We start from the raw sequence: 14,035 nt of genomic DNA on the forward strand, positions 1-14,035 counted from the left end.
TACTTTTGAAGTATAAATAAGATAAAAATGCTCGAAAAAATTATTGCTTTTAGCTTAAAAAATAAACTGATTGTCTTGCTCTTTACTTTAGGGGTTTTCGGATTTGGTTTGTTTTCTGTTTTCCAAATATCCATTGGAGCAGTTCCTGATGTGACGAACAACCAAGTTCAGGTAATTACCACTTCACGTAACCTGTCTACACAAGACATCGAACAATTTATAACCTATCCGGTTGAGATTGAAATGGCCAATTTACCTGGTGTTAAAGAAATTCGCTCTATTTCAAAATTTGGATTATCAGTTGTTACAATTGTTTTTGATGAAAATCTGGGAACCTATCTTCCAAGACAACTTATTGCGGAGAAAATTAAAACGGCTTCGGAGAAAATCCCGCAAGGTTTTGGAACACCGGAAATGGGACCAATCACTACAGGACTTGGTGAAATCTATCAATATACTTTAGAAGTAAAACCCGAGTTCAAAAATAATTACTCAGTGACTGATTTGCGAACCATACAAGATTGGGTGGTAAAACGGCAACTTTCAGGAATAAAAGGTGTTGTGGAAATTAATACCTGGGGTGGTTTTTTAAAGCAATACGAAATTGCCATCAATCCTTCGAGCTTGAAAGCGATGAATATTACCACTGCGGATGTTTTTACTGCACTTGAAAAAAACAATAGCATTGCCGGTGGAGCGTACATCGAAAAAGTCAATCAAAGTTATTTTATTCGAGGTGAAGGAAAAGTAAATTCGCTGGAAGATATTGGGAATATAGTTGTTACAAACACCAATGGATTGCCGGTTTATATCAAGAATGTAGCGCAAGTTCGTTTTGGTCATGCCAACCGTTTTGGAGCAATCACTGGTAATGGTGAAGGCGAAAAAGTCTTGGGACAAGTGATGATGCTTAAAGGTGGGAACTCTAAACAAGTAATTGATGATGTCAAAAACAGAGTTGCCGAAATTCAAAAAACATTACCTGATGGTGTGTACATTAACGGTTTTCTGGAACGAAGCGAATTAGTTGGAAAAACAACTTTTACGGTGGCCGAAAACTTGATTTTAGGATGTTTGATTGTGATTTTTGTTGTCATAGTACTATTAGGAAATTGGCGTTCCGGATTGGTTGTGGCGTCCGTAATTCCGTTGTGTTTATTATTCGCCATTTCGTTTATGAATATTTTTGGTATCGATGCTAATTTAATGAGTTTAGGAGCCATTGATTTTGGAATTATAATTGATGGTGCCGTAATTATTGTAGAGTTTATTGCTTTTCAAATCGCCAGTAAATCAGCGCATTTAGTAAATCTGAGTAAGGAAGAACGCCAATTAGAAATTGACCAAATCACCTATAAAAGTGCTTCCAAAATGATGAATTCGGCTATTTTTGGCCAGTTGATTATTTTGATTGTTTTTATTCCAATTCTCTCGTTATCCGGAATCGAAGGTAAAATGTTTAAACCGATGGCGATGACCTTTAGTTTTGCATTATTAGGCGCAATGATTTTCTGTTTCACTTACGTTCCGGTCGTTTCTTCTTTGTTTTTGAAACCAAAAACAGAAAATCCAAATTCAGTATCCAGTAAATTAATCCACAAACTCAATTCTTCATATTTACCAATAATTACTTGGGCAATAAGCAATACCAAAAAAGTATTGTATGGCGCATTAGGATTGTTATTGCTGGCCGTAGGATTATTTGCAACCATGGGAGGAGAGTTCATACCAACGCTTGACGAAGGAGATTTTGTGATTCAGCCCGTTTTAAAAACTGGAACTTCTTTAACAAAAACAATTGCGATAACGACCAAAATAGAAAAAATAATACTTAAAAACTTCCCGGAAGTCACACAAGTCGTCAGCAGAATTGGAGCGGCCGAAGTACCGACAGATCCAATGTCTATGGAAGAAAGTGATATTATTGTAAAATTAAAACCCAAATCAGAATGGACTTCGGCTTCGACCAAAGATGAATTGGCGGACAAAATAAAAGCAGCATTGGAAAAACAAATTCCAAATATGGAAATCGAATTTACGCAACCTATTGAAATGCGTTTCAACGAATTAATTTCTGGAACCCGATCTGATGTAGCGGTTAAAGTTTTTGGCGAAGACTTAAATATTTTGGCAAAAAAAGCACATGAAATCAAAAATGCTATTGCAAAAGTGGAAGGCGCTTCGGATATTATTATCGAAAAGACAGAAGGTTTGCCACAAATGTCCGTGGTTTATAATCGTTCAAAAATTGCCCGTTACGGTTTGAATATTGCTGATTTGAACGAAATGATTGCTCTTGGCTTTGCCGGAAAAACCGTTGGAAATGTTTTTGAAGGTGAAAAACGTTTTGATATGGTAATTCGTTTGGATCAAGCGAATCGCCACGATATTGAAGATTTACGTAACTTATACGTGCCAACGCCAAACGGAGAACAAATTCCGCTGAGCGAATTGGCTTCTATCGAATATACCGAAGGTCCCGCAAAAATTTCAAGAGACAATACCAATAGAAGAATTGTGGTGGGAATTAACGTTAGGAACCGAGATTTACAAAGTGTGGTTACTGATATTCAGAAAATTGTGGACAATCAAATTAAATTGCCAGCGGGATATTACGTGAAATATGGCGGACAGTTTGAAAATTTACAAAGCGCCAAAGCCCGATTGATGATTGCAGTTCCCATCGCTTTATTTTTGATTTTTATCCTTTTGTATTTTGCATTTGGCTCCGTAAAAGAAGCGTTAATGGTGTATTCGGCAATTCCGTTGTCTGCAGTCGGTGGTGTTTTATTTTTATGGATGAGAGATTTGCCGTTCAGTATTTCGGCAGGTGTTGGATTCATAGCGCTTTTCGGAATTGCGGTATTGAATGGAATTGTACTGATTGAACATTTTAAAGAACTCAAACATCAAGGCATGAAAGATATCGATGCATTAATTTTAAAAGGAACAACGGACAGATTGCGTCCGGTTTTATTAACCGCTTCGGCTGCCGCCTTAGGATTTTTACCAATGGCAATTTCATCCTCGGCTGGGGCAGAAGTACAACGACCACTAGCAACGGTAGTTATAGGCGGATTGTTCACGGCAACTATTTTGACGATGATTGTGCTGCCTATTTTATACAAAGTTTTTGATAGTGTCGCTTTCAAAAAAGCTAAATTTAAGAAACATCAAAGTTCCACCTATATCATTTTGTTATTGTTGAGTTCTTCATTGGCTTTTTCACAAAATTCTAATCCGGAACTGGATAGTTTAATGTCAAAAGCAATTCAAAATAATAAAGGAATAAAAGCGGCTCAATTGCAAGTCGATAAAACAAAATCCAACATTAAAACGGCAAATACTTTTGATAAAACCAATATTTATTACAGTTACGATCAAAACAATTTGGCACTCAATAACGAGCCTTTAAGAGTATTTGGCGTGCAGCAACGTTTTTCTTTTCCAACGGTTTACGGAGCGCAGAGAAAGGTTTATTCCTCCGAATATGAAAGGGAAAAAGCCAATTTTGATATTCAAAAAAACAAACTTTCTTTGGCTGTTTCTAAATCGTATCAGCACATTGTTTATTTGCAACATCAAGAAAAACTGTACCACTATTTAGATAGTTTGTACCAAAATTTCTCTAAAGCAAGCGATAGGCGTTTTGAATTGGGAGAAACTAATTATCTGGAAAAAATTACAGCTCAAGCTAAATTCAGACAAATAAGAACCAAGCTTTCCCAAATTGAAAATGATAAAAAAGCACAATACGAAGTGTTGCAATCCTTACTTCAAACCGATCAAATAATTGCAATTAAAAGTAATTCAATTACAGCATTAAATACTTTTACTAATGAAACAAGTAAGTCATTTTATACTGCTTATTTAGAGAGAATTACTGAAAATTATAAAAACCAAATTAATTTACAAAAACAACATTGGTTACCGGATATAAACTTGGATTATTTTCAAGGAAGAAATAACGGATTGTCACAATCTTTGTATGGTTTTCAAGTTGGTTTAGCAGTACCCATATTATTCTCCGGTACTATTTCTAAAACCAAAGTAGCGCAGCTCGAATTACAAAGTTGGGAACAACAAAAACAAAATGAAGAAGTAAAAATAGAGAAGTACATTAATCAAAAAAAGAACGAATTAGCCAAATATCAGGAAGCCATAAATTATTACAATATGTATGGCAAAAAACTATCGGATGAGATTATTAAAGTAGGCAATAACAGTTACAAGCATGGAGAGATTGATTTTTTCCAATACATTCAAAGTTTGGAAAATGCGACAACTATACAAGTAGACTATTTAGATACTATTTTACTCTTTAATCAAACCCAATTAGATTTACAATACTTAAATTTTTAAAATACAACTAATGAAAAACTCACTTTACATAATCGCTTTATCTCTTGTTTTATTTTCTTGTAAAAAATCGAAAACAGAGGAAGTCGAACAAAAAGACAACGGTTTGATTACTGTAACCGCAGCGCAATTCAAATCTTCGGGAATGGAGATTGCGAGTCCAACAGAACAAGATTTTGATGTAACGGTTAAGTCCTCGGGGAAGATTGATGTTCCGCCACAAAACCGAGCTAAAGTAAACACTTTTATGGGTGGATATGTAAAATCAACAACACTTTTGGTTGGAAATAAAGTCACAAAAGGACAAGCTTTGTTAACGTTACAAAACACCGAATTTCTTGATATTCAGAAAGATTATATGGAAGTGGCTGAGCAGCTTAATTTCTTAAAATCGGAATATGACAGGCAAAAAACGTTGTATGATGAAAAAATAACTTCACAAAAAAACTACCTAAAAGCAGAAAGTGAATATAAAAGAGCGAAAGCAATGCATCAAAGTTTACGCGCCAAATTAGTGCTTTTGAACATTAATCCGAGAAATGTGGAGAGAGGAAATCTGACTTCAACAATCACTATTTTTTCTCCAATAGTGGGAGATATTGTGATTATGAATGCCAATGTGGGAATGTATGTGGCGCCTTCGGATGTTATTTTAGAAATTGTTGATACGGATCATTTGCATTTAGAATTAGCTGTTTTTGAAAAAGATATTTTAAATGTTAAAATAGGACAGAAAATTCATTTTAAAGTCCCTGAGGCAACAAAAGATGTTTTTAATGCAGAAGTACATTTGGTTGGAAAATCAATTGAAGGAAATGACAGAACGATTAATGTTCATGGACATTTAGACGATGCTATACAGCAAAAGTTATTAACAGGAATGTTTGTTGAAGCTGAAATTATTACCAATTCCAAGAAAGGTTTGGCGATTCCTTCTGAAGCAATAATAACCGAAAATAACAAAAATTTCGTACTTTTATTGAATAATAAAAAAAATGGATATTCATTCAGGAAAGTAAGCGTTACGGTAGGCGAAAAATCTGAAAATTTCGTCGAAATATTTCCGAGTACAATCATTAATGCTTCTTCAAGGATTTTAACAAAGGGTGTTTTCGATTTGGCAAATTAATAAATAGTAAATAAAATGGACTTGAATAAATTAAAAGATCAATTGCAAACAGAGGTTGATACTGCCTTTTTGTATGATAGTATTGCTGCCATTCAGTCCGACGATACGCTGACACGAGTATTGCGTAGTCTGAGTGAAATCGAAAAAGGACATGCGAAACATATGTTTGATAAAGTTTTGACTTTGGAGCCAAATTACACAATGCCTTCGCCTTCCACAAGAGCAAAATTTCAATTGAAGTTGGGCAAAATCTTTGGTTATTCTTCTATTATTAGTAACCTCTCGAGTATAGAAAAGCAGTTTGCGGTAAATTCAATCAAGAATAAAATCAAAAGTGGGGAAAAACCAACAGGTTTTGAGCACAATCATCTAAATATTATTGAAGCCGTAAACAATAATGCCGCCTTAAATGTTTCCGGCGGTTTTTTGTCAAAATTTGAAAGCCGCCACAAATCAGTGGGTGGAAACGCATTACGTGCGGCGGTTTTAGGTTCTAATGACGGATTGGTTTCGAATATGAGTTTAGTAATGGGCGTTGCCGGTGCAGCCGTTTCTAATGATACGATATTGTTAACCGGAATTGCAGGGCTTTTGGCAGGAGCAATTTCAATGGCTTTGGGCGAATGGCTTTCGGTGCAAAGCTCGAGAGAATTAAACCAGCGTCAAATTGAGTTGGAAACCGAAGAATTAGAAGCTTCACCCGAAGAAGAGAAAAAAGAATTGGTATTGCTGTATCAAGCCAAAGGAATGAATGCTGTGGAAGCACAGAAATTAGCTGACAAAGCCTTTGAAAATCCTCAAACGGCAATTGATGCTATTATCACAGAAGAATTGGGAATAGACAAAGAAGAATTAGGCGGTTCAGCCTGGGAAGCGGCAATAGCTTCATTCGTACTTTTTGCTATTGGAGCGATTATTCCATTATATCCATTTATGTTTTTAGATGGAAAAAATGCCATTTTATTAAGTGTAGGAAGTAGTGTGGTTGGGCTTTTTGGTATTGGCGCCGCAATAACCTTATTGACAGGAAAAAGCGTTTTGTTTTCCGGATTTAGACAAGTTTCTTTCGGATTGGTCGCTGCAGCCGTAACTTATGGAATAGGTTCCCTGATCGGGGTTTCACTGGCGGGATAAAATAATTAACATATTATAAAATATTAAATAGTAATTAACATTAAATAAAAAAATTATGAATGATGCTCATTTACACATGGTCGTAAACCATTTTCCAATTATCGGAACCTTTTTTGGAATTGGAATTTTGATTACAGGAATATTTTTTAAGAACAATTCGATAAAAAATACAGCTTACATTCTATTTATTGTAGCAGCTATTTTTGGTGCATTCAGTATGGGAACTGGCGAGGGAGCAGAGGAAATGGTGAAAGATTTTCCAAATATTGGCAAAGCAATCATAAAAGAACATGAAGAATTAGCGGAGAAATTTGCTTTAGTACTTTACGTAACCGGGGTTTTTGCTTTAGTTTCATTAGTAGCCGCTATAAAAAAGTTCCGATTGTCTAAAATATTTTCCTTTATTACGCTTGTTACAGCATTGATAGGTGGAATTATGGCGATAAATGTTGGAACTTCGGGAGGAGAAATTCGTCACACAGAAATTAGAGAAGATAATGCTGTTTCCGCGCCGCTGAATGAGAATCCATCTGCTGAAAAAGAATATGATAAAGAAGACAAATAATATTCATTTAACAAAAATCAGCATTAATGTTAAAATAAAAATTGCTTTGTAAATAATTTATCTCTTATCTTTGCAAAAGAATTAAAATTAATCATACAAAAATGTTTACAAATCAATTGCATCATCATCATTTTCATTATTGCTCTCAAGCGATGTGTTAATGATATGTATGTAAATCATCATATTCTAAAAACCCGTTTGAGTACATCAAACGGGTTTTTTATTACCCATTATTTGTACTCAATCAAAATATTTTAAACAAAAAACAAAAAAACAAAATGAGTACATTAAAAATTGCAATTCAAAAATCAGGACGTTTAAACGAAGACAGTATTCAAATTCTAAAAGATGCGGGTATTTCAATAGATAACGGTATCGACCAATTAAAAGCCGAAGCATCAAATTTTCCATTAGAGGTTTTATATTTAAGAAATTCGGATATTCCTCAATATTTGATAGATGGAGTTGTAGATATTGCTATTGTTGGCGATAATTTATTAGTTGAAAAAGGAAACAGTATTGAAGTAATTCAAAAATTAGGTTTTTCAAAATGTAAAGTTTCCGTTGCTGTACCAAAAGCATTTAATTACAAATCAGTTCAAGATTTAGACGGTATGCGTATTGCAACTTCCTATCCTAAAACAGTGCTTGATTTTTTCAATTCTAAAGGTGTAAATGTCGATATTCACCAGATATCAGGTTCGGTTGAAATTGCGCCAAATATAGGTTTGGCCGATGCTATTGTTGATATTGTTTCGAGCGGGAGTACTTTGTTTAAAAATAATTTAAAAGAAGTTGAAGTTATTTTTAAAAGTGAAGCGGTTTTGGCTGTTTCTCCAAAAGTAAGTCCTGAATCCCAAAAAATAATTGATACGTTAAAATTTAGAATCGAATCCGTTTTAAGAGCACGAAAATCGAAGTATATCCTGATGAATGTTCCAAATGACAAAATTGATGCCGTTGGAAAAATTCTTCCGGTATTAAGAAGTTTAACCGTTTTGCCTTTGGCACAAGAAGGATGGAGTAGCGTTCACTCTGTTATCGACAAGGACAGTTTTTGGGATGTGATTGATCAATTGAAAGAAGCTGGAGCTGAAGGGATTTTAATTTGTCCAATCGAGAAAATGGTGCTTTAATTAAACATAGAAGTATAAAGTCTCAAATTCGAACTTTAAGCTATGAACCTGAAATTATAAAAAAATGAATAAAATATACAATCCAAAACCAGAAACGTGGTCCTCAATTTTAGAGCGACCTACTAAAACTGTGGATGACATTGAAGCCACTGTAAAAGAAATCTTTAATGAAGTTCAAAAAAAAGGAGATACAGCTGTAACAAAATATACGTCACTTTTTGATGGTGCCAAAATCGATTCCATTGAAGTTACTAAAGCTGAAATTGAGAAAGCTATCGCATCAATTTCTACCGACTTAAAAGAAGCGATTGCACTTGCAAAATCAAATATTAAAAAATTCCATATTGCTCAAAAAACGGAAAGAGTAACTGTAGAAACAATCGAAGGAGTAAAGTGCTGGCAGGAAAAAAGACCAATTCAAAAGATAGGATTGTATATTCCGGGAGGAACTGCACCTTTATTCTCCACAGTTTTGATGTTGGCTGTTCCTGCGGAAATTGCTGGCTGTAATGAAATTGTTTTGTGTTCGCCACCGGATAAAAACGGAAATATAAATCCAGCTATTTTGTATGCGGCAAATTTATGTGGTGTGACTAAAATATTAAAAGTAGGAGGAATTCAGGCTATTGCCGGAATGACTTTTGGTACAGAAACAATTCCGAAAGTGTATAAAATTTTTGGACCAGGAAATCAATTTGTGACCGTGGCTAAACAATTAGCAACACAATTTGGAGTAGCAATCGATATGCCGGCAGGTCCATCAGAATTATTGATTATTGCTGACGATACTGCAATTCCGGCGTTTGTAGCTTCGGATTTATTGTCACAGGCTGAACATGGAGCAGACAGTCAAGTAATTTTAGTTTCTACTTCCAAAAAATTAATTGATGCTGTCGAGGATGAAATCCAAATCCAAATAAAAGCGTTGCCAAGAAAAGCCATTGCTGAAAAAGCGATTGCCAATTCTAAATTAATTTTTGTCGAAAATGATAAAATTGCTTTGAATTTAATCAACGAATACGGACCGGAACACTTTATTATTTGTTCAGAATTTGATGATTTTTACAGCAATGGTGTTCAAAATGCTGGTTCTGTATTCATAGGAAATTATACTCCTGAAAGTGCCGGTGATTATGCTTCAGGAACGAATCACACCTTGCCAACCAACGGTTACGCCAAGAATTATAGCGGTGTAAATTTGGATAGTTTTACTAAAACGATGACTTTTCAAAAAATAACTGAAAAAGGAATACAAAACATCGGTAAAGCTATTGAAATCATGGCAGAAGCGGAAGGATTGCAAGCACACAAAAATGCAGTTACATTACGATTAAAAGCGATTCAAGATGGAAAATAATTTCGATATAAATAATTTAGTCAGAGAAAACGTTAAACAAATGAAACCGTATTCTACGGCTCGCGATGAATTTAAAGATTTCGACATTGCAGATATGATTTTTCTGGATGCCAATGAAAATCCATTTGAAAATGGTGTAAATCGTTATCCAGATCCACAACAAGGGAGTGTAAAAGAGGTTTTGGCAAAACAAAAATTTGTCAAAACGAATCAAATTTTATTGGGGAACGGGAGTGATGAAGTGCTGGATTTGTTGTTTCGGGCTTTTTGTGAACCAAAAAAAGATAATGTAATTACTTTGCCGCCAACCTACGGAATGTATGGCGTTTTAGCCAATATTAATGCAGTTGAAAATAGAGAAGTTTTGCTTTCGGATGATTTTCAACCTCAAATTGAAAAAATCATCGAAGCTGTCGATGAACAAACTAAAATCATCTTTTTGTGTTCTCCAAATAATCCAACCGGGAATTCCTTTTCGGATGAAAGTGTCGCGTATCTTTTGCAAAACTTCAGAGGTCTGGTTGTAATTGATGAAGCTTATATTGATTTTTCCAAGAAAGATAGCTGGAGTAATGAATTAGATGAATATCCAAACCTAATTATCACCCAAACATTATCAAAAGCGTATGGTCTGGCCGGAATTAGATTGGGAGTTTGTTATGGATCTGCGGAAATAATTTCGGTTTTAAACAAAATAAAACCACCGTATAATGTCAATGAACTAACTCAAAAAAGAGCAATCGAACGATTAGGTGATACAGAAAAAATAAAAGCTGAGATTGAATCAATAATAACACAAAGAGAAAAATTACTAAAGGAATTACTTGATGTGAAATTTGTCGAAAAAATTTATCCTACAGAAGCCAATTTTATTTTGGTAAAAGTGGATGATGCTAACAAAAGGTATGATAAATTGATTGCAAAAGGTATCGTAATTCGGAATCGTACAACCCAACCGCTATGTGACAATTGTTTGCGTTTTACTGTTGGAACTGAACAAGAAAATATGAAATTAATAGTAGCTTTGAAAGAAATTAATTAATCTAAACTCTACCAAAAATGAAAAAATCTATTTTTACCTTAATTGTCACTTTATTTTTTGCTTCACTTGCCTCGGCGCAAGACAGTACCAATGTTGAAACTGGCAAAATTTATTTTTTGCGTTCTACAGGTTTTCAGGGATCAGCAGTTGCCTTTAAAACTTTTATAGACGGTGAATTTGTTTGCAAATTGAACAATAAAAAATATTCTATTCACGAAGTTCCTGCTGGAAAGCATGAATGTTCTGTGCAATTTGGTGGTAAAGTCTCAAAAGACAAAGCTGAAAAATTTGTAATTCAAGTTGAGCCAGACAAAATAACTTACGTTCAGCTTGTATTTGAAACTGGGATATTGATAAATAACATCTACTGTGAAGAAGTAACTGAAAATACAGCTAAATCCAAGATGGTCAAGATGACCGTGGATAGCAAATGTTTGTAATATTTAAAATAGAGCGTGGTTGCTTAGCGTGAGGGATAGCAGTGGAGCTCTTTTTAGAGCAGAGGAACGAGGCTGTAAAAAAGCGGGAACGTATAGCCCGACCCACAGGGACACGCCCAAAAAGATTTGATTATTCATACAAGAACAAAATAAGAGACAAATAGCTAATTTAAAATAGCATAGCGCATATTAATTAAATGAAGAAAATACTTTTTATAGACCGTGACGGAACAATGGTTTTGGAACCAAATGATTATCAGTTAGACAGTTTCGAAAAATTAGAATTTTATCCAAACGCCTTTCAATATTTAGCTAAAATAGCAAAAGAATTGGATTTCGAACTGGTTATGGTTACCAATCAAGATGGTTTGGGAACGGATTCTCATCCCGAAATCAACTTTTGGCCAGTTCATAATTTTATTATGAAATCGTTTGAAAATGAAGGAGTTGTTTTTAAAGAAGTGTTTATTGACAAAACTTTTCCGTACCAAAATGCACCGACTCGCAAACCTGCAACTGGAATGTTGACACAATATATTGACAATCCGGAATATGATTTAGCAAATTCATTCGTCATTGGAGACAGAATAACAGATGTAGAATTAGCAAAAAACTTAGGTTCAAAAGCGATTTTTATTGATACAAATGAAGCTTTGGGAGGAGATGAAATTTCTTCAAAAAGAGGAGAATTAGACTTCGTTATTGCTTTACAAACTACCGATTGGAAAGTAATTTATGAGTTTTTGAAATTAGAGGAGCGTTCCGCTTCCATCGAAAGAAAAACGAACGAAACGGATATTTATATCAAATTGAACCTTGACGGAACCGGAAAAAGTAAAATTGAAACCGGGATTGCTTTCTTTGACCACATGCTCGACCAAATCGCGCGCCACGGACAAATGGACTTAGAAGTTCTTGTAAAAGGAGATTTAGAAGTAGATGAACATCATACGATTGAAGATACAGCAATTGCTTTGGGCGAAGTTTTTGCAAAAACATTAGGAAATAAATTAGGAATAGAACGTTACGGTTTTTGTTTGCCAATGGACGACTGTTTAGCACAAGTGGCAATTGATTTTGGAGGGAGAAACTGGCTGGTTTGGGAAACCGAATTTAAACGGGAGATGGTTGGGAAAATGCCGACGGAAATGTTTTTTCATTTTTTCAAATCGTTTTCGGATGGCGCCAAAGCCAACATTAATATCAAAGCAGAAGGTACAAATGAGCATCACAAGATTGAAGCGATCTTTAAAGCTTTTGCAAAAGCGATTAAAGTAGCAGTAAAACGTGATACGGAAAAGATGATTTTGCCTTCGACAAAAGGAATGCTTTAAAAAATTATGAATTATAAATTATGAATTATTAGGCGTTACGTCTAAAATAAAACTTAATTTATTAATGGTTGAAAGAGATGAAAATTGTAATCATAAATTACGGAGTAGGAAATATTCAAAGCATAAAATTTGCTATTGAAAGATTAGGTTTTGAGGCTGTTTTGAGTAATGATTGGAAAGAAATTAAGGCTGCGGACCGGGTTATATTTCCAGGTGTTGGCGAAGCTAGTTTTGCGATGGAAATGCTTATTGACAGTGGTCTTGATGTATTAATCCCAACTTTAAAACAACCCGTTTTAGGGATCTGTCTGGGCATGCAATTGATGTGCAACAAATCGGAGGAAGGAAACACAACGGGTTTGGGTATTTTTGATGTTGATGCGATTAAATTTACGCCAAAAGTAAAAGTGCCTCAAATGGGCTGGAATCAAATTTACAACTTGAAATCACTTTTATTTAAAGGAATTAATGAAAACGAATACATGTATTTAGTACATAGTTTTTATGTGCCAAATTGTCTCGAAGCCATTGCAACAACTAATTATGAAGTTGAGTATGCATCAGCTCTTCAAAAAAATAATTTCTACGGAACACAATTTCACCCAGAGAAAAGTGGTGACGTAGGAGAACAAATTTTGGGTAATTTCTTAAAATTAAAGGATTGAAAAATTAAAAGATTAAAAAATGAGAGAATCTAAAATTCTTTGTTCAACATAATTAATCTTTAAATAATTCAATTTTTAAATCTTTAAATAAAAATAAATGAGAATAATACCTGCAATAGATATCATAGACGGAAAATGTGTTCGCTTGTCAAAAGGCGATTACAATACCAAAATTATATACAATGAAAATCCGCTTGAAGTGGCGAAATCATTTGAAGCGCACGGAATCGAATATTTGCACTTGGTTGATTTAGATGGAGCAAAGTCAAGCCAAATTGTCAATTATAAGATATTGGAACAAATTGCTTCTCAAACCAAACTGAAAATTGATTTTGGTGGTGGATTAAAATCGGATTCTGATTTAAAAATCGCTTTTGAAAGTGGTGCAAATCAAATTACTGGCGGAAGCATTGCCGTTAAAAATAGAGAACTATTCGAAAAATGGATTGCGGAATATGGTTCGGATAAAATTATTTTGGGGGCAGATGCTAATAATGAAAAGGTAGCAGTTTCTGGTTGGTTAGAAGATTCGAATGAAGATTTGATTCCATTTATACAAGAGTATCAAAATAAAGGAATTAGATATGTAATTTGTACGGATATTGCCAAAGACGGCATGCTTGAAGGACCAAGTTTTGATTTATATAAAAAAATACTTGATGAATGCTCTGTCACTTCGAGCGGAGTCGAGAAGTTGGCGGAAGCCAACGGCATAAAATTGATTGCTTCAGGAGGAATCTCAACTTTTAATGAGTTGCCAAGGCTAGCCGAATTAGGTTGTGAAGGAACAATAATCGGAAAAGCAATTTACGAAGGACGAATTTCGTTAAAACAATTGGAACAGTTTATAATTAGTAAATAGTCAAATTCAGAG

General features: G+C 34.5%; 11 protein-coding genes. All 11 read left to right on the top strand.

All coding sequences use genetic code 11. The features are described from left to right. The first annotated feature begins 27 nt into the window (after window positions 1-27). The 11 genes from BMZ76_RS13505 to BMZ76_RS13555 all read left to right on the top strand — a co-directional run bounded on the left by BMZ76_RS13505 (window position 28) and on the right by BMZ76_RS13555 (window position 14,023). Window positions 28-4,362 carry a CusA/CzcA family heavy metal efflux RND transporter gene (locus BMZ76_RS13505; RefSeq protein ID WP_091207824.1) on the top strand — a complete coding sequence of 1,445 codons (4,335 nt, stop codon included), beginning with the start codon at window positions 28-30 and terminating at the stop codon, window positions 4,360-4,362. Window positions 4,363-4,372: 10 nt separating this feature from the next. Next, window positions 4,373-5,488, top strand: a complete 1,116-nt coding sequence (locus BMZ76_RS13510) for an efflux RND transporter periplasmic adaptor subunit (protein WP_091207827.1) — start codon at window positions 4,373-4,375, stop codon at window positions 5,486-5,488. A gap of 15 nt (window positions 5,489-5,503) precedes the next feature. Continuing rightward, on the top strand, window positions 5,504-6,622 hold the full coding sequence (locus BMZ76_RS13515) for a VIT1/CCC1 transporter family protein (protein WP_091207832.1): 1,119 nt from the start codon (window positions 5,504-5,506) through the stop codon (window positions 6,620-6,622). Window positions 6,623-6,677: 55 nt separating this feature from the next. Continuing rightward, the gene (locus BMZ76_RS13520) at window positions 6,678-7,187 is read left to right on the top strand and encodes a DUF2231 domain-containing protein (protein ID WP_091207836.1); all 510 of its coding nucleotides are present in this window, start codon (window positions 6,678-6,680) and stop codon (window positions 7,185-7,187) included. A gap of 278 nt (window positions 7,188-7,465) precedes the next feature. Then, on the top strand, window positions 7,466-8,323 hold the full coding sequence (gene hisG, locus BMZ76_RS13525) for an ATP phosphoribosyltransferase (protein ID WP_091207840.1): 858 nt from the start codon (window positions 7,466-7,468) through the stop codon (window positions 8,321-8,323). Between the two features lie 64 nt (window positions 8,324-8,387). Further along, a complete protein-coding gene (gene hisD / locus BMZ76_RS13530) occupies window positions 8,388-9,680 on the top strand; it encodes a histidinol dehydrogenase (RefSeq protein WP_091207843.1) in 1,293 nt (430 codons plus the stop codon). Next, window positions 9,670-10,722, top strand: a complete 1,053-nt coding sequence (hisC, locus tag BMZ76_RS13535; RefSeq protein WP_091207848.1) for a histidinol-phosphate transaminase — start codon at window positions 9,670-9,672, stop codon at window positions 10,720-10,722. Before hisD ends, hisC begins: the two co-directional genes overlap by 11 nt. A 17-nt stretch (window positions 10,723-10,739) precedes the next feature. Continuing rightward, on the top strand, window positions 10,740-11,162 hold the full coding sequence (locus BMZ76_RS13540) for a DUF2846 domain-containing protein (RefSeq protein ID WP_091207851.1): 423 nt from the start codon (window positions 10,740-10,742) through the stop codon (window positions 11,160-11,162). A gap of 197 nt (window positions 11,163-11,359) precedes the next feature. Then, a complete protein-coding gene (gene hisB, locus BMZ76_RS13545) occupies window positions 11,360-12,496 on the top strand; it encodes a bifunctional histidinol-phosphatase/imidazoleglycerol-phosphate dehydratase HisB (protein ID WP_091207854.1) in 1,137 nt (378 codons plus the stop codon). A 77-nt stretch (window positions 12,497-12,573) separates the two neighbouring features. Then, window positions 12,574-13,161 (top strand): imidazole glycerol phosphate synthase subunit HisH, encoded by a 588-nt coding sequence (gene hisH / locus BMZ76_RS13550; protein ID WP_091207858.1) that lies wholly within the window; start codon window positions 12,574-12,576, stop codon window positions 13,159-13,161. A 97-nt stretch (window positions 13,162-13,258) separates the two neighbouring features. After that, window positions 13,259-14,023 (top strand): 1-(5-phosphoribosyl)-5-[(5-phosphoribosylamino)methylideneamino]imidazole-4-carboxamide isomerase, encoded by a 765-nt coding sequence (locus BMZ76_RS13555; RefSeq protein ID WP_091207863.1) that lies wholly within the window; start codon window positions 13,259-13,261, stop codon window positions 14,021-14,023. The last annotated feature ends 12 nt before the right edge of the window (window positions 14,024-14,035 follow it).

The sequence above is a fragment of the Flavobacterium xueshanense genome, from assembly GCF_900112975.1.
Classification (GTDB): domain Bacteria; phylum Bacteroidota; class Bacteroidia; order Flavobacteriales; family Flavobacteriaceae; genus Flavobacterium; species Flavobacterium xueshanense.